The organism is Acinetobacter sp. FDAARGOS_559, from assembly GCF_003940475.1.
In the GTDB taxonomy this organism is placed as follows: Bacteria; Pseudomonadota; Gammaproteobacteria; order Pseudomonadales; family Moraxellaceae; genus Acinetobacter; species Acinetobacter baumannii.
Window position 1 is genome coordinate 2,915,451 of sequence record NZ_RKJG01000005.1, and the last position, 20,607, is coordinate 2,936,057.

The 20,607-nt window shown below is 39.2% G+C and carries 17 protein-coding genes; 4 read left to right on the forward strand and 13 right to left on the reverse strand.

Annotation, left to right across the window (positions count from 1 at the left end; translation table 11 throughout):
* Positions 1-24 precede the first annotated feature (24 nt).
* The 5 genes from EGS71_RS15525 to EGS71_RS15545 form a co-directional block, all read right to left on the reverse strand.
* On the reverse strand, positions 25-2,217 hold the full coding sequence (locus tag EGS71_RS15525) for a PhoX family protein (protein ID WP_000137980.1): 2,193 nt from the start codon (positions 2,215-2,217) through the stop codon (positions 25-27).
* A 207-nt stretch (positions 2,218-2,424) separates the two neighbouring features.
* Positions 2,425-4,605: a PhoX family protein gene (locus EGS71_RS15530; protein ID WP_000205460.1), complete on the reverse strand. Its 2,181-nt coding sequence runs from the start codon at positions 4,603-4,605 to the stop codon at positions 2,425-2,427.
* Between the two features lie 172 nt (positions 4,606-4,777).
* The gene (tatC, locus tag EGS71_RS15535) at positions 4,778-5,548 is read right to left on the reverse strand and encodes a twin-arginine translocase subunit TatC (RefSeq protein WP_001072722.1); all 771 of its coding nucleotides are present in this window, start codon (positions 5,546-5,548) and stop codon (positions 4,778-4,780) included.
* Positions 5,545-5,982 (reverse strand): Sec-independent protein translocase protein TatB, encoded by a 438-nt coding sequence (tatB, locus tag EGS71_RS15540; protein WP_000887767.1) that lies wholly within the window; start codon positions 5,980-5,982, stop codon positions 5,545-5,547. The genes tatC and tatB overlap by 4 nt, the downstream gene beginning before the upstream one ends.
* A gap of 11 nt (positions 5,983-5,993) precedes the next feature.
* Positions 5,994-6,212, reverse strand: coding sequence for a Sec-independent protein translocase subunit TatA (locus tag EGS71_RS15545; RefSeq protein WP_000908081.1), 219 nt, complete (start codon positions 6,210-6,212; stop codon positions 5,994-5,996).
* Between the two features lie 252 nt (positions 6,213-6,464).
* Here EGS71_RS15545 and EGS71_RS15550 point away from each other — a divergent pair, with 252 nt between their 5' ends.
* Positions 6,465-7,340 carry an AEC family transporter gene (locus EGS71_RS15550; protein WP_001196411.1) on the forward strand — a complete coding sequence of 292 codons (876 nt, stop codon included), beginning with the start codon at positions 6,465-6,467 and terminating at the stop codon, positions 7,338-7,340.
* A 214-nt stretch (positions 7,341-7,554) separates the two neighbouring features.
* On the opposite strand, the gene rdgB is transcribed toward EGS71_RS15550, so the two are convergent.
* The 8 genes from rdgB to EGS71_RS15590 all read right to left on the reverse strand — a co-directional run bounded on the left by rdgB (position 7,555) and on the right by EGS71_RS15590 (position 16,584).
* The gene (gene rdgB / locus EGS71_RS15555) at positions 7,555-8,181 is read right to left on the reverse strand and encodes an RdgB/HAM1 family non-canonical purine NTP pyrophosphatase (protein WP_000106727.1); all 627 of its coding nucleotides are present in this window, start codon (positions 8,179-8,181) and stop codon (positions 7,555-7,557) included.
* Between the two features lie 59 nt (positions 8,182-8,240).
* Entirely contained in the window at positions 8,241-8,615 is a 375-nt protein-coding gene (locus EGS71_RS15560; RefSeq protein ID WP_223237490.1) for a hypothetical protein, read from the reverse strand.
* Positions 8,616-8,928: 313 nt separating this feature from the next.
* A complete protein-coding gene (locus EGS71_RS15565) occupies positions 8,929-9,516 on the reverse strand; it encodes a tetratricopeptide repeat protein (protein WP_000751692.1) in 588 nt (195 codons plus the stop codon).
* Entirely contained in the window at positions 9,513-10,106 is a 594-nt protein-coding gene (gene metW, locus EGS71_RS15570; protein WP_001217230.1) for a methionine biosynthesis protein MetW, read from the reverse strand. The genes EGS71_RS15565 and metW overlap by 4 nt, the downstream gene beginning before the upstream one ends.
* Complete coding sequence (gene metX, locus EGS71_RS15575) at positions 10,106-11,266, reverse strand: homoserine O-succinyltransferase MetX (RefSeq protein ID WP_000009640.1); 1,161 nt, start codon at positions 11,264-11,266, stop codon at positions 10,106-10,108. The genes metW and metX overlap by 1 nt, the downstream gene beginning before the upstream one ends.
* A gap of 83 nt (positions 11,267-11,349) precedes the next feature.
* The gene (gene leuA, locus EGS71_RS15580; RefSeq protein WP_000978840.1) at positions 11,350-13,047 is read right to left on the reverse strand and encodes a 2-isopropylmalate synthase; all 1,698 of its coding nucleotides are present in this window, start codon (positions 13,045-13,047) and stop codon (positions 11,350-11,352) included.
* A gap of 458 nt (positions 13,048-13,505) precedes the next feature.
* A complete protein-coding gene (locus EGS71_RS15585) occupies positions 13,506-14,189 on the reverse strand; it encodes a Fe2+-dependent dioxygenase (RefSeq protein WP_000581256.1) in 684 nt (227 codons plus the stop codon).
* A gap of 106 nt (positions 14,190-14,295) precedes the next feature.
* The gene (locus tag EGS71_RS15590) at positions 14,296-16,584 is read right to left on the reverse strand and encodes a TonB-dependent receptor (protein WP_002013915.1); all 2,289 of its coding nucleotides are present in this window, start codon (positions 16,582-16,584) and stop codon (positions 14,296-14,298) included.
* 411 nt (positions 16,585-16,995) lie between these two features.
* Here EGS71_RS15590 and tig point away from each other — a divergent pair, with 411 nt between their 5' ends.
* The 3 genes from tig (at position 16,996) to clpX (ending at position 20,543) form a co-directional block, all read left to right on the forward strand.
* The gene (tig, locus tag EGS71_RS15595) at positions 16,996-18,330 is read left to right on the forward strand and encodes a trigger factor (RefSeq protein ID WP_001198432.1); all 1,335 of its coding nucleotides are present in this window, start codon (positions 16,996-16,998) and stop codon (positions 18,328-18,330) included.
* 192 nt (positions 18,331-18,522) lie between these two features.
* Positions 18,523-19,128, forward strand: a complete 606-nt coding sequence (clpP, locus tag EGS71_RS15600; protein ID WP_000289452.1) for an ATP-dependent Clp endopeptidase proteolytic subunit ClpP — start codon at positions 18,523-18,525, stop codon at positions 19,126-19,128.
* A 101-nt stretch (positions 19,129-19,229) separates the two neighbouring features.
* Positions 19,230-20,543, forward strand: a complete 1,314-nt coding sequence (clpX, locus tag EGS71_RS15605; protein ID WP_001289250.1) for an ATP-dependent Clp protease ATP-binding subunit ClpX — start codon at positions 19,230-19,232, stop codon at positions 20,541-20,543.
* Positions 20,544-20,607 lie beyond the last annotated feature (64 nt).

Sequence of the window (20,607 nt, forward strand, 5' to 3'; positions counted from 1 at the left end):
ATCGGCATTTTTTTGGTAAATCAATTAACCGGCAATAACGCCGCCATCTTTACGGGTAATCACAACAGTTGCTGAGCGTGGGCGCGCAGTTTTATTGCTTGGGTCTTTTTGTGTGGCAGGCCAGTTACTTTCTGGTTTCGCGTAACTTGGTGAATCTTCACCAGGGTGCTGAACATTAATGAAAATTGCTTTGTAGTCAGGAGTCATGGCAATACCAGTAATTTCACATTGCTTTGGTCCGACTAAGAAACGACGTAATGTTGCGTCTGTAACTTTGGCACCTGTTATGGTCTGCTGACCATTTGAAGTTGTTACTTTACCACCATCACCGATTTGACCCGGCAGAGCTGCAAGCATCATACAGTTAGTAACATCAGTGTAAGCGCCGTCATCGGTTTCAATCCAGAGAACACCGCGTGGGTCAAACCACATACCATCCGGAGATGAAAAATCATTGTTATCTGTTAAGCCGGATAAGTTGATGTTTGAAGCCATTGCTGCTTCTGCGCCAAATAAATAGATATCCCATTTGAAGGTTTCAGCAGTTGTTTTGTCATCAGTTTCTTTAAAACGGATGATATGACCGTTTACGTTTCCTTTTTGTTCTTTTGTGCCTGCATATAGGTCTGTGTAGTTACGTGGATTGGCTGCATCAGTTGCATAGTCTTTACCACGATTTGAGTTATTGGTGAGTGTGACATAGATTTCACCGTTTACTGGGTTGACCGTACACCATTCTGGGCGGTCCATTTTTGTTGCACCTACAGAATCCGCTGCTAAGCGTGCAAATGTAACAACATCTGCCTGTGACTTAAACGGGTAAGTAGTGTTGCTTTCATTTAAGCCATTTTTGCCATAAGCAAGTTCAACCCATTGACCTGAACCATCGTTATTAAACTTAGCAACATACAATTTGCCTGCATTCATGTATTTGTCGCCAGCTGTATAACCACCGTTTATATCTTTGGTGTCCCACACAGCGGTTGAAACGAATTTATAGATGTATTCACCACGAGAGTCATCACCCATATAAAATGCTAATGGTTGACCTACTACGGCACGGCAAGCACTGTCTTCATGTGCGAAACGGCCTAATGAAGTACGTTTAACCGGATTTTGGCGTCCATCAAATGGATCAATCTCAACCATCCAGCCAAATGTATTTGGCCCATTTCGGTAATCTTGGGTAGCTTGAGCTGCTTTTACATCGGCATTCCAGCGATCATACAAGTCTTGTGACTCTACTTGACCAATTGCTGTTTCCCAGCCATAACGCGAACTTGATCCTGCTTTTAAACCATAACGTTTAAGCGCAATAATTTCTTCGGGAGTGCGTAGAGTATCATCAGTCGTACTGCGGGCAAAGTAACCAATAAAGTTTTCTTCAGTGGTTAAATAAGTGCCCCAAGGTGTATAACCGTTACCGCAGTTATTATGAGTGCCACGTGTTTGACGTCCAGCAGGTGAGAAGCGAGTTGCAAGCAGGCTTGAACCCGCTGCAGCACCTGCAAACTCCATAACTGTAGAAGCTGTAATACGACGGTTAAAAATAGAGTTTTTAATAATTTCTACTTTTTGAGTGGTTGGATCTTTTTTAATATGAATTACAGAAACCCCATGTGCATTGGTTTCACGAATGACTTCATCTTCAGGGCGGCGTCCATCCACTTTTGTAGGACCTTTGGGATGAAGGAAGGTCTGATTAATATATTCGTGATTCATCACCAACAAACCTTGTGCTGACACAGTCTCATCAAAGCGGTTTGTTGATGTGTTTAAGCCAAAATAATGCATGCCGTCATGGCAGTCGCCAGAGCGAAACTGGAAGCTTGGACCAGATGGAATATTATTGTCGTCCCAATCTCCAACTCTTGGATTGATTGAGTCACCTAAAGCGTAGATAACATTGGCTTCATAACCTTCCGGTACAGTCACAATATCATTTAAATTTTTAGCTACGGGCGTAAATGTAAGTTTTTCCGGTTTTTTATTTGGGTCTACAGGTGTGGTTCCACCATTATTAGAGCCAGAGTCATCATCGTTATCATTACAGCCAGTTAAAGTAGAAGCTAAAGTCAGTGCTACTGCACCGCTTGCTGCTTTGGTGATTAAACTACGACGACTGATGTGTTGTTCTAAAATGTCACGAAAGTGGATATTGTCAGAAGTATTATTGTCCAATTCTTGGTCTTCATGATATGGCGTCAGCTCTGTCATGGGAAATTCCTAAGTTAATAAAGAGATTGTTCTAAAAGTCTTCATGAGCTTAGTTTGTGAATGTGACGAGGCTTTGACGTTTTGATGATAAGTTAATGAAATATTTGACCGTTTAGTGAAAGGTTGAAGGAATTTTATTTTTTAATGAGACTTTAAAAATAAAAGAAACCTGCATAAAGCAGGCCTCTTTTATAGTGTTGAAAGAAATTATTTCTTCACAACAGATGGTGCAATTGGGTCGGCAGTGATATAGCCAACTGCTGCTGCAAATTTATTACTGTAATTTGTATTAATTGCAGTATCAATTTGAGCAAGTAAATCTGCGCTAATACCAGTACGAACACCATCTTTTTCTTTATAGAAACGGTTCCATTCGTCTCCAGGATGCTGGAAGTTACTCATGATGTAAGTCCAACCATTTACCTCGTCGACTGCATGTAGACCCGTCGATTCAGCACCTGCCGGTGTAGATAAAATACGGATGAGCTGTTTGGTATCAACGTTATAAGCCCATAAGAAGTTATTTAAGTGGTTACCAGAGTCTTCGCCGATAAATAAAGTGCGAAGTTTTTCTGAGAACTTCAAGTTATCAGGGCTAGCAATTTGCTCTGGGTCAGCGGTGTTCCCTAAGCTGTCAAAGCTAATATCTTTACCTTTAATGAGAAGGTTAGATTGGCTAGGTACCCACTCACTATTGATTGCAACATTTGAGCTGTCTTTCTGGCCACCAGTTAATGTGTGCTCCAAAATACCACCAGCAGTGATTTTCGGGAATTTAACGTTGTGCTCAGCAAGATAACCGCTACCACCTTCAACCATTGAATCGACAATATTAGCTAAAGCCGAATAAGCTTTTTTATCTGCAATATTTACTGTTGTGCCTTCGTTTTTGGTCAATGCCATTGAAGCACCCATGTAAGCAGCATAACGGTGTGTTTCAAGGAAAGCCGCTGCAAGTTTAGTTCTGTCGCTATTATCTTTAAGCTTGAGATATACACCAGTTTTACTTAAATAAGTAAATTTAAAACCTTGAGCGTCCAATTCTGCTTTTTGGGCAGCTTGTTGTAGTTTTAAACGCTCTTTTGCAGCTTTGGCTAAAGCTTGTTGTTCAGGAGTACCTTTGTCGCCTGCATCAATAGCCTCTTTCTCTGCTGTTGTTGCATCGCTTGGATATTTAGCAATTTGTAGAACTGACTCAAAAATATCAGTTCCTTTAATGCCGCTCTTGATGAGGTTTTCAATCTCGGCACTTGTTGCATGACCAAGTCTGATCCAAGAAATCTGACCAGTCGTTGTATCACTAAGTACTGTTGTATATTTTGCAACGTAGAGTGTACCTGCAGATAAATCTTTCTCCTTATCTGCAACGAACATAAATAGGCCGCCGTTGGTATAGTCATCACCCATTAACACAGTGCGGTTATCCGGGAAAACCTGTACAAGTTCGTGTGAAATACGGCCTAAACAATAGTGCTTTGTAACGCGACCAGTACCATCTGCATTTACGGTAATTTCTGGCAAGTGGCCATAGTTATATGGATTGGCAATGTTTTCATCGCCATATATATTTTTACTGAAGGCTTTAAGTGTTGAAAGTGATTGACCTAATTTTTGGTCAAAAGCATCTGGTTCGTATTCTTCACTAGAAAGATGAGTTCCCCATGGAGATAAACTTGCACCACAAGTAATCCATAGCCCATGTGCACTTGAAGTATCAACGTTATGGTATTTAATTAAAGTTAAGTGACCTGTCTTTGGATCTTGATCTAAAGTCAAGACAGCAATCGGAGATGATAATTTACCGTAAGTATCACCACCATTTTGGTCTTTTGATAAATATTCAAATTGAACCACATGGAACACTGGGTTACCGGTTACACCTAATGCTTTCTTGTCAGCATCTGTGAAATCTTTGCCTGTTGCTTGTTTGAAACTAATGAGAGAACTACCATCTGGGCAGTCAGAGAAGAATTGACGTTCTTTACCTGCAACTGATTTATCAATAATTGGCTTATTATTAATATCGTAATAACCACCCGCGATGACTTTTCCTCCTTTACCATCAGGCACTTCTGTACCTGTTAAGAAGAATGGTTTGTAAGCGAGTTGATATTCTGTTTTGCTGCCGTCTTCCCATGAAATAGCAAGTTTTGATGCACATGCTGTTGTGGCAATATCTGCTACCGTTGAAGGAGCTGGCATTGAAGTGAACGTTGCATTCTTAAAGTTAATTGGCTTTGACGGAGTGACAATAGATGAGTCGTTATCGCTATCGTTACAACCTGCTAACGTTGCTGCCGTAGCCATCGCACCTAATGGAAGAAAAGGGATCCCCGTAAACCATTTTAAAATATCGCGACGTGTTGGGTGGTTAGAAGCAGTGGTCATAATAAATCCGTAACTTTTGTGTGTATATTTGTTGAGTCGATTCTATGGATTGAGAATGACACTTTTCTTACATTTTTAAGTCACTTTGAAGACAGTTTATTGCTTTGTAGATTAAAAAGCGTTCTACATAAAAAAGCCTGAACTTAGAAGTTCAGGCTTTTTTATATTATTTTTATTCAGCAGAATGGGTTTTTCTCTTTTCAAGAATTTTGCCGAAGAGTAAGCCTATTTCGAAAAGTAGCCACATTGGAATTGCTAGCATCACCATCGAAATCGCATCGGGTGGGGTAATGAACATCGCTACAAAGAAACATCCTACAATAATAAAACGTCTTTTTTCAGCAAGGCTTTGCGTATTTACCACACCAATCAAAATGAGTAGCAAGGTCGCGATAGGAATTTCAAAAGTGACACCAAACACTAAAAATAGCTTTAAGCAGAAGCTTAAATAACTATTAATGTCGGTCATTGGTGCTACTGTTTCAGGTGAAACGCTAATAAAGAAATGTAATATGGCAGGCAGGGTAATGTAATAAGCAAAAGCGACACCTGCATAAAATAAAATAATACTACCAATCAGTAACGGCAGCGCTAAATGACGCTCTTTTTGATAAAGCGCCGGGCGAACAAAAGACCATATTTCATAAAGAATAAATGGCATTGCCAGCATGAGCGCAACAAATAAATTAAGTTTAAATGGCGCCATAAAGGTTGCTGTAACATCCGTTGCAATCATGGAAGATGAGGCAGGAAGTTGTAACCTTAGAGGCTCAGATAATAATTGATAAGTATGATTTCGAAAGGGCAGTAAACAAAAAAATAAGAATAATGTTACCCCTACAATCCTAAATAAATGACGTCTTAAAACCACCAAATGATTCATGATTGGCATTTGGTCTAGGTTTTCTTGACTATTTACAGCGGTTGAAGGCAGTTGGTTCATACGGCAATCTTCAATTCAACAGGAGATGTTTCTGAAATATCAGTTTGAGGAGCCAAAGGCGTAACTTTAGTCAGATACGGCACTTTGTAATGGCCCGATATAGGAGTACATTTCCAAATAGGCTTTTGTGTTGTTTTAGCTGTTTCAGTTGTTTCTAAAGTTTCTGAAACCTGCTGTTTTTGTATTTCTTCAAGCTGTTGTTGTACTTTACGTTCCAATGCTTCAATACGGTTAAGTTCCTCTTGCATTTCTTTGCGGAACTCAGACAGACGTAGCTCCTGATCAATCTCGTTTTGCAGATTCGTAATATAGCGTTTTAGTCGAACATACCAGCGACCTGCAAAGCGTGCAGCTTCCGGAAGCTTCTCTGGACCTAAAACTAAAATTGCAATAATTGCAAAACAGAGTAACTCTGTCATTCCTACATCAAGCATGGGTCAAACCTTTAGCTTTTCACTGATGTGCTTTCAGATGTTTTAACTTGTGCATCAATTGTACGAGGGCTATTTAAAGATGCAGCTTCGTCTTCTTCACGAACTGACTTTTTAAAATCTCTTACTGCACCGCCTACATCTTTACCGATATTTTTTAGCTTAGATGTACCGAACAATAAAATAACGACAATTGCGAAAATAACGACATGCCAAATAGATAAACCAGCCATGATTTTATACCTCTTTTTAGTTCGCTTTATATCAACAGGTTGCCATGACAGGAATGTGACATTTATATTTCATTTTTAAGACAATATTTATAAGTAGACACTTACGATCAGATTTTTAAAAATATTTTTTGGGAGGATTTTTAAATTTTATCGAGCTTCGTTCTTAGACGAATTTACTTGAAATAGATCATACATTTCAAAATCAAAAGGTGTAGCATAACAAGCTGATTTTGACGAGCGAGAGGAGAGAGCGTGGCATTATTACTGCCTGTATTGGCATTTATCACAGGACTTCTACTTGCTCAGACCTCCATTTCAGAAACCGTAAAACCTATTCTCTCAGCTTGGCTTGCACGACTCCTGATTCCGATTGTGATTATTTACAACATGGTCTTTTATCAATCGGGGAGCTTGAGCTTAATGCTTTTTAGTTTTGGTTCGGCGTTCATTATTTTCTTTGCTTATTTGGCTTTATTTAAAGACCGCTTATTGGCGCTTTGCGTAAGTTATACCAACATGGGGTGGCTTGGTTTTCCTTTCGCTATGGCTTTATTCGGTCCTGAAGCAACTGCTCCAATTGTTGCTTTATATATTGGAATGTCGCTTTTTGGCAATGCTTGGGCTGTGACTGCCGTTACTACGGCACCGCAAAGTAAGCTCAATATATTAAAAAAGGTTTTAACTTCTCCGCCTTGTATATCGATATTCTGTGCTGTTGTGCTCAGACTTTTAGGGGCCCAGCATATCGAAAGCTCTGCTATACATTGGGTTTATGAGGTTGCTAAATTTGCAATGACTTTTGCAGGTATGTGTGTGCTTGGAATGTGGCTGCGCCGTACCAGAGTTTATACAAAAGATTTAATTTACAGTACAAAAGCTCAAGCATTTAAAGTGGCCTGTGGATTTGTACTTTGTGGATTAAGTTATAGATTTTTGCCGATTCCAAATATAAATCAGCACATCGGTGTAATGTTTTTAATGTTCTGTCTGCCGCCAGCAGCCAATATTGTAGCTCTGGAAACCCATTATCAAGGCACGGGTAGATCTGCGGCTTATATCGCTTCAGGGACGATTGTGAGTTGTGTGTGTATTGCGATTTATGCAGTGTTTTTACATCTTTATTTCTAAGTAAGATGTTTAGATCAGACAGCCTTTTAATAGTGGTTATATGCTTATTTTGTGTATATAGGCAATATTTACTTTTGTTTCGTCAAAAGTAACAAAACCATTTGTCGAACTGACGACACATCCTTGATGTCGCAGTTCGACGGGCGACATCCATGTCGCCTAGCACGATAGCAAATGGCTTTAACGTTAAACTAAATAAATGCTATATAAAGTTTTACTTCTGCAAGCTCTCTCTAAATAACTGCATCGCTTGTCCACGATGACTAATCTTATTTTTTTCTTCTTTAGACAACTCAGCGCTAGAAACTTGTAGCTCAGGCAACCAGAACAGTGGGTCATAACCAAAACCATTTTCACCACGTGGCGCTTCTAAAATTTCACCATGCCAGATGCCTTGGAAAATTTGTGGCAATGGATCTTCCGCATGAGTCACTAAAGCAAGTACGCACACAAACATACCTTCAATCGCTTCACCATTTTTACGAAATGGCAAAAGGTCATTTAATAATTTGGCATTATTCGCTGCATCGTCACCATGTTCTCCAGCATAACGTGCTGAATAAATACCAGGTGCACCCCCTAAAACCGGAACACAAATACCGGAGTCATCAGCCATAGCAGGTTTCCCTGAAATTTTAGAGGCATAACGCGCTTTAATAATGGCATTTTCAATAAAGCTTAAGCCGTCTTCAATGGCGTCGGGAATATTAAGGCGACCTTGAGGAATAATTTCTACAGGTAACTTGAGCTGTTCAAAAAGTTTTTCAAACTCTGCGACTTTACCTTTGTTGTTACTTGCAAGGACTAAAGAGCCCTGATCAAACCAATGTGGGGTAGACATAAGATAAACCGATCTAAATTTTGCGTATTTTAACCCATTTTAAAAATTATATAGCTGAATTATGAATATGATTGAATAGAACATTTTTTCCTATTAAAAATGATTCGGGCTGTATAGTTTTCTGTCTCGATCAAAGATGTTTGTTGTGGGAGCTTACTTTTGCAATCAAAAGTTACACCTCCAAAAATTGAAGGGAGATTGAAGTCAATATAAGAGATAGGGTAAAAATGCTCTTGGGAATAAAGAGGGAGTTGAAAATGAAATTTATTGTTTGACTTTATTTGTATATCACTGATTTCGGTATCTGTATTCTTTCTGAGTGTTGGTAGCATCAAGATCGTTTCACGTTGTAGATGGGTTGTGATAAACGGGAAAAAGTAATCAGACTCATACATCCCATAAGCTGCTGAATTTATTTGTTCTAACTCTTTCATGAAATCCTTTTGTGTATAGCCATTTTTATAAGAAGTAATTTGAATCGTGAAATTTAACATTTGAGAATGATCGAAAAAGAATGGCTTTAGTATCTGAAATATAATAAGACCACTAACTATAATAAAAATACTGATATAAATTGACAGTTTAAATTCATTCTTATTAAACATTAATTTTCTATTCTCTATAAGTACTGATTTAACAGCAAAATTAGCCTTACGGTTTTTTATATGATACAGAAAAGAACTATCGCAATAAAAAAACCGACTCTCACAAGTCGGTTTTTAGATCTTTCAATAGATCTAAGCAAGATTATTGTGCTTGAATCCATTTATCCGCGCGGTCACGTGCCATACGGATTTGCTCTTGAGTTAAGTTTGCAGCAAGAGCCGTCTTTTTACCTTCAGATAAGCTAATCACTTTATTGTCGAGCATGCCATCACGAGTTGAAAGTTCATACCACTGGTAAGCACCTACGTAGTTTTTCTTTTGCTCTTCCATCATCGCAAGGTTATAGCTTGCACGGTTATCGCCGTTACTTGCCGCTTTTTCGAAATATTTACGAGCCATAGCTTCGTCTTTCTTAACGCCAATACCATCTGCATACATACGGCCAACATTTAATTGCGCAGGTGAAAGACCTTGATCAGCAGCAGCTTTAAACCATGCAAATGCTTGTTTATCGTCTTTTGCTACATCTTTGCCGTATTGATAACGTGTACCAAGATAAAACTGTGCTCCAGCTTGACCAGCTTGAGCCGCTTTTTGAAGGTCATGAATCCCCATTGTGGAGAAGCGCGCAGCTTGGCTCGCAACCGATTGTGGCTGGGCGATATAATCTGCATGAGCCTGCATACTTAGCAGTCCTGCAATTAGTGTGCTAAATAATGTCTTTTTCATAGTGCACTCACTCGATAAATAGCGACTTCACCAAACAAATTCGGAACATGTTTGCTTAACAGGCTTCCCTGCTGGTTTCCATTGACGGCGAGTCGATTAATAATTTGTATTTGATTTTCCGCACATAGTGCTTCGAAATCTTTAAACGTACATAAATGAATGTTGGGGGTGTTATACCACATATATGGTAGAGCATCCGATACAGGCATCATCCCTTTTAATGCTAGAAAAGAGCGAGTCTTCCAATGCGCAAAGTTTGGAAAAGTAATAATAGCCTGTTTACCCACACGCACCATGTCTCTTAATAAAACATCGGGTGCATCTACGGCTTGCAAAGCCTGTGCCATAACCACATAGTCAAAAGACTGGTCGGCAAAACGGCTCAAACCGAGATTCAAATCTTGTTGAATAATATTTAACCCGCGACTGACGGCAATTGCAATCTTTTCTTGATCAATTTCTAAACCATAAGCACGAATTTGATGCTTTTGGCTCATATGAGCGAGTAATTCACCGTCACCACACCCTAAATCGAGTACGCTAGAGCCGGGTTTAATCCACTTTTCTGCCAGTTGTTGATCAATACGCATTAGCTTGCCTCCAGTGATGTCGATTTTAAATGTTCTTCACCGCCTAAGAAAGCGCGCAGTGTTTTGACATACAGTGGAATCGGGAATAAAAACGAGTCATGACCTTGTTCAGCATCAATATCGAGGTAACTTACCGGCTTATGATTGGTAATGAGTGCATCTACAATTTCTTGTGAACGGCTTGGTGCAAAACGCCAGTCAGTGGTGAATGAGACAATCAGGAACTGACATTTGGTCTTACTCATCGCTTCTGTAAGCGAATGGCCGTACTCACGCGAAGGATCAAAGTAATCCAAAGCTTTGGTCATAATTAGATAAGTATTGGCATCAAAGTTACGGCTAAACTGTTCACCTTGATAACGCAGATAACTTTCAACCTGAAACTCGACATCAAAACCATACATAAACTTGCCGGATTTTAAATCACGACCAAATTTTTGTTTCATGGCTTCTTCAGAAAGATAGGTAATATGGCCGACCATACGAGCTAAAATCAAACCACGTTTTGGATAGCTATCATTTTCCAAATAACGACCATGATGGAAGTCCGGGTCAGACAGAATTGACTGACGTGCCACTTCGTTAAACGCAATATTTTGTGCTGAAAGCTTTGGCGCACTGGCAATAACGACACATTTTTGTAAACGGTCAGGGTAATCTACCGACCATTGTAGTGCTTGCATGCCCCCTAATGAACCGCCAACGACTGCATACCAAACGCTTATTCCTAAACGATCAGAAAGCATGGCTTGAGTTTTAACCCAGTCGCGTACCGTTACTAATGGGAAATCTGGTCCATAAGGGCGATTGTCATTTTCAGGATTTGGTGAAGTTGGACCGGTCGATCCGCTACATCCACCAATATTGTTGAGTGCAACTACAAAAAATTTATTTGTGTCGATTGCCTTACCCGGGCCAATACAGCTATCCCACCATCCAGCTTTTTTATCATCTTCATGGTGATAACCCGCTGCATGATGATGTCCGGAAAGGGCATGGCAGATTAAAATCGCATTTGATTTATCTGCATTTAAAGTGCCGTAAGTTTCAACCATTAACTCAAAGCGCGGTAAAACACGGCCACATTCAAGATGTAAGGGTTCTTCAAATTGGAACTTTTGCGGAGTGACTAACCCCACTGAGTCAGCTGGAAAAGACACGGGAACATTTCGCCTTTTAAATCTTTCAGGAATAAAAAGAAAGGATACCAAGCTAGGTATCCTTTCCAAAGTCTTTTTTTTAATTAAACAGCGGCGGCAACAACCTGATCTGTACTTAAAACACCTTGATCAATCAAACGGTTGGTACATGCAATAATAGCTTCAATAGATGAAGTGATTGTGTTGTCGTGAACACCTGCACCAAATGAGCCTCTGCCTGTACCTTTCACTTGAAGTTCAATTAAGGTTAATGCTTTGGCATTTGCACCTGAACTAATACTGCGTTCTTCGTAGTTCAATACATCAATTGGTAATTGAAGTGCATTTAAGAATGCAGAGATAGGACCATTACCTTCGCCACGTAATTGTTGAGTTTCACCTTCAACATCAATCTCAAGTTCAATAATTTGAGTACCATTAATGTCAGATAACTTATAATTTTTGACCGTGTAATGATGGTTTTTCACTTCAACATACGTGTCTTTAAATAAAGTCCAGATTTGTTTAGCACTAATCTCTGTACCATTCTCATCAGTATATTGTTGAACAACCTGACTAAATTCGATTTGTAAACGACGAGGCAATACAACGTTATAGTTTGATTCTAATAAGTAAGCGATACCGCCTTTACCAGACTGACTATTTACACGAATGACAGCATCATAGTCGCGGCCCAAATCTTTCGGGTCGATTGGTAAGTAAGGCATATCCCAGATTTCTTCGTTTTTCTGGTATTCAAAGCCTTTTTTGATTGCGTCCTGATGCGAACCAGAGAATGCAGTAAATACCAAGTCACCTGCATATGGATGACGAGGGTGTACAGGTAAACCAGTACATTCTTCAACCGTTGCAATGACTTCATTAATATTAGAGAAATCTAATTCTGGCGCTACACCTTGGGTGTACATGTTCAATGCAATTGCTGCAACGTCAACGTTACCGGTACGTTCGCCGTTACCAAATACGCAGCCTTCCACACGGTCGGCACCTGCCATAATGGCAAGTTCTGATGCAGCAATACCACAGCCACGGTCATTGTGACAGTGAACGGAAATAATCACGCCATCACGACGTGCCAAATTACGATGCATCCATTCGATTTGGTCTGCATAAACATTTGGTGTGGAAACTTCGACAGTCGCAGGTAAGTTCAAAATAACTTTATGATCTGGGCGTGCATCCCAAATTTCTGTAACCGCATCACAGACTTCTTTTGCTACTTCTAATTCAGTTGCAGAGAAGCATTCTGGGCTATACTGGAAAATCCAGTCAGTTTCAGGATATTGCGCAGCATATTCTTTCACTTTCTGAGCTGCATTCACCGCCAACTGTTTTGCGCCATTAACATCTACATTCAACACTTTTTGACGGAAGGTTGGAGAGTTAGAGTTATAAATATGCACAATTGCACGCTTAGCACCTGCTAAAGCTTCGAAAGTACGCTCAATTAAATGGTCACGTGCCTGAACCAATACTTCAATGTATACGTCATCAGGAATATGATTTTCTTCGATCAACATACGAGTAAAATCGAAGTCAATTTGAGATGCAGAAGGGAAGCCGATTTCAATATGTTTAAAACCGATTTTTACAAGCATTTTGAACATTTTGAACTTTTGTTCCATGTTCATCGGTTCAAAAATTGCTTGGTTACCATCACGTAAATCCGTGCTCATCCAGATTGGCGCTTTTGTAATTTCATTATTTGGCCATTGGCGGTCTGGTAAATCGACTCGCTGGTACATACGGCGGTATTTTTTGCTAGGGTCAGCCAACATCATGAGAAAACTCCTTATCTCGTAGCACGGTTGCGTTAAGTATCGTGTGAAAGGCAACGTCTACAGTTATATATGGTATCTAATACAGAAAAATTAAAGGGAATTTGAAAAGGTCTGCTCTAAAATACAGACAAAAATTTATACGCGCGCGAGGCGCAGCATCAGGAGTTCGAGATGATGTCTTGCTTGAGTAGGCTGGGCAAACAAGTAATTCGTTTTCATCTATAGACCATGAAATAGTAAGTTTGGTGGTTTGCAAATATGCTTATTGTTTAGATATACCACATCTAAACGATGATTACACGTTGTGCAAAAGTCTTATAGAGATTTTAATTTCAGTGTTTAGAAAATAATTTTCTAATTTTGCATTGTTTTATATTTTGTCGAAAATAATTTTCATTATTTTGCCTTATTGAGATAAAAATAATTAATTAGCTCAAATAAGGCAAAAATAAATAGTGTTACAGCTCTGACCACATACGGATTAGGTTGTGATAAATATTAGTTAATTTCATGACTTCAGAATAGCTATCACCATGTGATTTACGGAGTTCACGAATACTTTCATCTAAACTAAATAAAAGATGCCGTTTACTATCGTCACGTACTAAACTTTGAACCCAGAAAAAGGAAGCAAAACGAGTACCTTCTGTAATACTACTCACTTCATGTAGACTGGTAGATGGGTAGAGAACTACGTCACCAGCAGGTAATTTAACTTCGTGATAACCATAGGTATCTTCAATAACCAGATCACCACCTTCATATTCATCTGGCTCACTTAAAAATAATGTACATGATAGATCTGTACGAATTTGTTCCGCTGTACCACGAATAAGGCGAATTGAGTTGTCTACATGAAAACCAAAACTTTCATGTTCATCATAACGATTAAAAAGCGGTGGAATAATTTTGTGAGGCAGGGCCGCGGCCTGAAACAAAGGATTTTGCCAAATTGCTTTGATGACGATATCACTTAAATGATGAGTAAGGGGGTCTTGTTCTGAGAGTTGCTGATTTCTTTTCACCGAAGCAGACAAGGTGCCAGCAGTCACTTTTCCACCTACCCAATTGGCTTCTTCCATGAGCTTACGAAACTCGGCAACTTGCTCTTTGCTTAAAACATTGGGGATATGATGAATCACGGCAAACACCTTTTTAATAGATACTTCATTTGTAAAAATAGCCTCATGACGAGGCTATTTTATATGAACTTTAATTAATTCCATAAATAAATTATGGAATTTATCCTTAGTATTTAAAGTTAATCGCTAAGACAGCATTACGACCATTACCTTCAAATGCGTAGTGAGCTGCATGCGCACTAGTGAAATAGCGCTTATCAGAGATATTGTTGATATTAAGCTGCAAATTCACATTCTTATTAACATCATATTTAGCCATAGCATTGTAAATGGTATAGGTTGGCAGATATTTCGGAGCAGTTGTGTTCACAAAAACTTGATCGCGATATTCAACACCAGCACCTAGAGTCAATTGAGGCATTACTCGGTAAGTAGACCATAGGGTAGCGCTGTTTTTCGCTACAAATGGGAGAGGTTTACCTTCTTGAGCAACTGCATTATAGGCAGCTTCGGTAATTTCACTATCTAAATAGCTATAGCCTGTAGAAACATCCCACTTATCGGTAATTTTTCCGTTCAGACTAATTTCAAATCCATCAACTTTACTTTTACCTGCATTGGCAGTTGTAGTAGGGTCAATTTGGATACGTGTATTTTGCTTTTCAGTACGGAAAACTGCTGCTGTTAAGTTCGCACGGTTATTAAATAAGTCCCATTTTGTACCTAACTCGAAAGTACGTGCTTCTTCTGGCTTGAGAGCATTTGCACTCGCACTTGCAGTACCTGAGTCGCTAATAGAATCTGAACCTGTGTCACCCTCAGCAAGCACACCTACTGGGTTTGCTGACGTAGCATAGCTTAAATAAATACTACCATCTTCTGTTGGTTTAAAAACTAAACCAGCTTGGTAAGAGAAGTAGTCTGTATCGCTTTCTAATTTATCACCAGCTTTATGAGGAGTACGTCCATCTACATCCTTATTATATTTTTTCTCAGTTTCAAATTTATCCCAACGCACACCTAAGTTAAGTAACCATTGGGGATTAAATTCAATACTGTCTAAAGCATAAATGCCTACATTGTGACTACGAGTGGTCGATTGTGCTGTGATAGATCCACGCTTATCTGTGAAGGCACCATTGCCTGGATTATTTAAACTTGTACACCAGCCATTTGCCACAGCAGCAGCTGAAGTACAGTTTTGAATATTGCTGTCTAAAATGGTCGATGTGGTTTCACCAGCAGCATTAGTAAAAGTATGTACACCTTGATCTGTTTCTTGGAAGCTCCATTCAGTACCGACATTAAAAGAATGCTTTAATGAACCAGTATTAAATTTGCCTCTTAGGGAAAGTTGATCACTATATGCATCGGTATCGAGAATACGACTTAAAGCACGACGAGCAACCGTACCTCTATAAATGTTACCTTTTGAGTCATCTGCGTTGGTATAAACATAATCTGATTTAGATTTGTTGTAAGTCGCTATATTCGATAACGTCAGGTTTTCATTAAAGTCATGTTCTAATTTAAAGGTACCGATATGGTTTTCACGTTTGTCAAAATCACGTGCTTTCCAACCATAATAAGTTCCAGCTTTTACATCAACAGGCTTACCATCCCCAGGTGTTACTGTAACCCCAACAGGAGGCTTTGCTGGGTTTGCATTGTTAAAAGGAATGCCTGCATCAGGTTCATCATTGCTACGTAAATAATAGTAGCTTAGTGTTCCGCGTGTTGCTGTATCTAAGCCAAAAGTAATACTTGGAGCAATACCTACACGTTTATATTCAGCACCATTACTTTGGCCGGCTTTCTCATTTTCGTGGCCCATAATTACTACACGGCCAGCAATACCGTTACCAAAATCTTTGTTCGCATCTAATTGAATATGACGATAGTTGTCGGTACCGCTTTGAACACTACCTTGATATACATCACCTTCATGAGCAACTTTAGGGATGAGGTTAATACTGCCCCCAACGCTACCACCACCACCAAGAGCAGAAGAAGATCCTTTAATGACTTCAACTTGCTCAATAGCAAACATATCTCGATTCTGAGAAGTTGTATTACGAACACCATCTACATAAATAGAAGATTGACCGCTATAACCACGAATGTAAGGCATATCTGTAAACGGGGTACCGCCTTCACCAGCACCTAATGTAATACCAGGTTCATAGCGTAACGCTTCGAGTAGGGTATTAGAGTTTGTATCTTTAATTAATTTTTGAGAAAGAATAGAGACTGATTTTGGTGTGTCTTTTAGAGGAGCTACGAATTTAGAGTTTGCAGACTGATCTACTTTTAAAGATTCTTCTTGAGTCGCTTTAGTATGAATTGTTGGTAATTGTGAAACTGCTTCTTGCGCCATGGCTGTTGTTGCTATCATCGAGAGAGATGAGGCGATTGCAGAGGAAACAATTTTTTTACGTGTTCTAATCAATGACATGACTTTCAGGACTTAAATATAAACGTTATGCGAATAATAATTCTTATTTATATGTACAGTTTGTGTTAATTGGATTTGCCGATAGAATTGTGAAGGAAATGTGAAAGTTTTAATCACTTTTAGTTGCAAAATAGCTCTAATTGATTGATTAAACTTAACTGTTTGCAAAAACGATAACTTTATTAAAATTAATTGTAATTTTAGATTTGTAAAGAATAGTTAAAAAATTACTTTTGCTTAACGTTGCATTAAAAAAAATTAAAAAATCATAAAATTACTCTGAAATTTCCTAAAAATACGTCCTTCAATTTTATGATCTGATCGGTTAATTTTGTATATCTTAAAAGTTGTCATATAATACAGCACTTTTTTAAAAACTGTTCCTACTAACTAATTTTTATCGAGGAAGCCATGCAAGTAACGACTGAAGCGGTTTCGGGCGTTGCCCGTCGTTTAAATGTTTCTGTACCGACGAGCCGTATTAACGAGCAATTTGAAGCTCGTTTGAAGCGCACTGCCAAAACTGTGAAGATCAACGGCTTCCGTCCGGGCAAAGTACCTGCAAACGTTGTTCGCCGCGAATACGGTGCAAGTATTTATCAAGAAGTTGTGAATGACATCATTCGTGACAGCGTATTTGAAGCAATTCAACAAGAAAAAATCAATGCGGTAGGTATGCCGAACATTGAGAAAGTTGAACATAAAGAAGATGCTTTAGTTTTTGAAGCAACTGTAGAAGTTTATCCTGAAGTTGAAGTAAAAGCATTTGACGGTTTGGAAGTTGAACGTAAAACAGCTGAAATTAAAGACGCTGACGTTGACACTATGATCGAAAACTTGCAAAAGCAACGTCAAACTTGGGCTGTAACCAAGGGTATGGCGAAAAAAGACATGCAAGTGACTTTTGACTTCGAAGGTTCTATCGACGGTGAGAAGTTCGAAGGCGGTTCTGCTGAAGACTTTAAACTTGTGTTAGGTTCAGGCCGTATGATTCCTGGCTTCGAAGACGGCATCATTGGCATGAAAGCTGGTGAAGAGAAAGTTATTGATGTAACTTTCCCTGAAGATTACCAAGCTGAAAACTTAGCGGGTAAAGCAGCTCAGTTCAAAATCACTGTGAAGCAAGTTGAAAAGCCTAAACTTCCAGAGATTGATGCTGAATTCTTAAAAATCTTCGGTGTTTCTGAAGAAGAAGGCATTGAAAAATTAAAAGCTGACGTTCGTAAAAACATGGAACGTGAAGTTCGCAATGGTTTACGTAACCAAGTTAAACAAGCTGCATTTGATGCTCTTGTTGCTGCTAACGAAATTGAAGTTCCAGCTGCAATGGTTGCTCAAGAAATTGACCGTCAACGTCAACAAATGGTTCAACAGTTCACTCAACAATTTGGTGGTGCAGGCGCGCAATCTTTTGACAAGAGCATGCTTCCTGACGAATTGTTCAAAGAACAAGCAGAACGTTCTGTTAAGCTTGGCGTATTGGTAAGCAAAGTATTAGCTGATGCTAAACTTGAAGTTGACCAAGCACGTGTTGATGCTTACATCGACGACATGGCTTCTTCTTATGAAGATCCAACTGAAGTGATTGAATACTTCAAAAATGATGCTCAACAACGCGCTCAAATTGAAGCTGTTGTGTTAGAAGATCAAGTTGTTGATCACATCTTAGCTTCTGCTAAAGTGACTGACAAAGCAGTATCTTACGAAGATTTATTGAAAGAACAACAAGCTCGCCGTATGGGCTAATCTTTTGAGAAGTCAGGAAAAGGCGCTTTAGGCGCCTTTTTCATTTTTAGGTATATGGTTAATTTGAGTACGTCTTAAGTACTTAGGTATAAATAATATAATATTTCAGTGCGAACCTTTTGCAATTTGAGAAATTATCCCGCATATTGTTGCCATAGGTTAAGTCACAAAAAATTTAGGAATAAATAACGTATGTATGTTCCAACAATTGAAAATGCTTTAGTTCCTGTTGTGGTTGAACAATCTTCTCGCGGCGAACGTTCTTTTGATATTTATTCACGACTTTTACGTGAGCGCGTCATTTTTCTAACTGGTGAAGTTGAAGACAACATGGCAAATTTGATTGTTGCCCAAATGTTGTTCTTGGAAGCTGAAAACCCAGATAAAGATATCCATCTTTATATTAACTCGCCAGGTGGTTCGGTCACTGCTGGTATGGCGATTTATGACACGATGCAATTTATTAAACCTGATGTAGTGACATACTGTATGGGGCAGGCTGCATCTATGGGCGCATTCTTATTAAATGCTGGTGCTAAAGGTAAACGCTATTGCCTTGAAAATGCACGTGTAATGATTCACCAACCATTAGGTGGATTCCGTGGTCAAGCATCAGATATTGAAATTCATGCTCGTGAAATTTTATTTATTAAAGAGCGCTTGAACCGTTTGATGGCAGAACACAGTGGTCAAGACTATGACACGATTGCTCGTGATACCGATCGTGATAACTTTATGACTGCACAAGCAGCAAAAGAATATGGCTTGGTCGATCAGGTATTAAGTAAGCGTCCATAAGGGAAAATATTAAGTGGCTTGAGTTGTTGGAAAACGCCTCCATATAGTCATTTAACCCTATCGCTTGCCCTCATATTTAAGATTCTATTTGTGGAGAGAATATGTCCGAACATCCTCAAGGACAAAAACATTGTTCATTTTGCGGTAAAACGCAGTCTGAAGTCGGGAAACTGATTGCGGGCGAGGACGCATATATTTGTAATGAGTGTGTAGATGTCTGCTTAGACCTTGTACAAACCAGCCAACAGGTTGAAGCAGGTGACTGGGCGAGCAAGGCATTGCCAAAACCACATGAAATACGTGCTGCGCTTGATCAATATGTAATTGGTCAGGATCTTGCCAAAAAGACATTATCTGTTGCCGTTTATAACCATTATAAGCGTTTGAAAGTCGGGCAATCTGGTCATGTGTCTAAAGATGTGGAAATTGCTAAAAGTAACATTCTACTGATTGGGCCTACCGGTTCAGGTAAAACATTACTTGCTCAAACATTGGCTCGTTTGTTAGATGTGCCGTTTGCAATGGCAGATGCGACTACTTTGACGGAAGCGGGTTATGTTGGCGAAGACGTTGAAAATATCGTACAAAAGCTTTTGCAAAAAGCAGATTACGATGTAGAAAAAGCTCAAAAGGGCATTATCTACATTGATGAAATCGACAAGATTACACGTAAATCTGAAAATCCGTCGATTACTCGTGACGTGTCTGGTGAAGGTGTACAACAAGCTTTGCTTAAGATGATTGAAGGTACTGTAGCCTCAATTCCACCACAAGGTGGACGTAAGCATCCACAGCAAGAGTTCATTCAAATTGATACCTCAAATATCCTATTTATTTGTGGTGGTGCGTTTGCTGGACTGGAAAAAATTGTACAACAGCGTCAAGAGAAAGGTGGAATTGGCTTTACGGCTGATGTTAAAAACAAAGATGAAACCAAAAAACTTGCTGAATTATTCCGTCAAGTTGAGCCAACTGATTTAGTTAAATTTGGTTTAATTCCAGAATTCATTGGCCGTTTACCAGTGATTGCAACGCTTGAAGAGCTTGATGAAGAAGCATTAATGCAAATTCTAACTGAACCGAAAAATGCATTAACTCGTCAGTATCAATACCTGTTCAATATGGAAAATGTTGACCTCGTATTTGAAGATTCAGCTTTACGTGCAGTGGCTAAGCGAGCGCTTGAGCGTAATACCGGAGCTCGTGGCCTACGTTCGATTTTGGAAAATGTTTTACTTGAAACGATGTATGACTTGCCAAGCCGTACAGATGTAGGAACAGTTTTCATTAATGAAGCAGTCATTAATGGTGAAGCTGAACCTGTTTATAAGTCAGAACGTCAGCCTAAAGAAGCAGTAACACATGAAAGTGTTGCTAAGGCAGATTTAAAAGTAATTGATTCGAAGTCTGCTTAGATTTCATTCATCTAAAAAGCATGAATTGCCTCGGTGATTCATGCTTTTTTTGTTTTCAATTCAT

Bases quoted from the DNA above. Each gene is read 5' to 3' on its own strand.
- EGS71_RS15525 (WP_000137980.1), bottom strand. From the start codon at position 2,217: ATGACAGAGCTGACGCCATATCATGAAGACCAAGAATTGGACAATAAT.
- EGS71_RS15530 (WP_000205460.1), bottom strand. From the start codon at position 4,605: ATGACCACTGCTTCTAACCACCCAACACGTCGCGATATTTTAAAATGG.
- tatC (WP_001072722.1), bottom strand. From the start codon at position 5,548: ATGAACCAACTGCCTTCAACCGCTGTAAATAGTCAAGAAAACCTAGAC.
- tatB (WP_000887767.1), bottom strand. From the start codon at position 5,982: ATGCTTGATGTAGGAATGACAGAGTTACTCTGTTTTGCAATTATTGCA.
- EGS71_RS15545 (WP_000908081.1), bottom strand. From the start codon at position 6,212: ATGGCTGGTTTATCTATTTGGCATGTCGTTATTTTCGCAATTGTCGTT.
- rdgB (WP_000106727.1), bottom strand. From the start codon at position 8,181: ATGTCTACCCCACATTGGTTTGATCAGGGCTCTTTAGTCCTTGCAAGT.
- EGS71_RS15560 (WP_223237490.1), bottom strand. From the start codon at position 8,615: ATGAAAGAGTTAGAACAAATAAATTCAGCAGCTTATGGGATGTATGAG.
- EGS71_RS15565 (WP_000751692.1), bottom strand. From the start codon at position 9,516: ATGAAAAAGACATTATTTAGCACACTAATTGCAGGACTGCTAAGTATG.
- metW (WP_001217230.1), bottom strand. From the start codon at position 10,106: ATGCGTATTGATCAACAACTGGCAGAAAAGTGGATTAAACCCGGCTCT.
- leuA (WP_000978840.1), bottom strand. From the start codon at position 13,047: ATGATGTTGGCTGACCCTAGCAAAAAATACCGCCGTATGTACCAGCGA.
- EGS71_RS15590 (WP_002013915.1), bottom strand. From the start codon at position 16,584: ATGTCATTGATTAGAACACGTAAAAAAATTGTTTCCTCTGCAATCGCC.
- tig (WP_001198432.1), top strand. From the start codon at position 16,996: ATGCAAGTAACGACTGAAGCGGTTTCGGGCGTTGCCCGTCGTTTAAAT.
- clpP (WP_000289452.1), top strand. From the start codon at position 18,523: ATGTATGTTCCAACAATTGAAAATGCTTTAGTTCCTGTTGTGGTTGAA.
- clpX (WP_001289250.1), top strand. From the start codon at position 19,230: ATGTCCGAACATCCTCAAGGACAAAAACATTGTTCATTTTGCGGTAAA.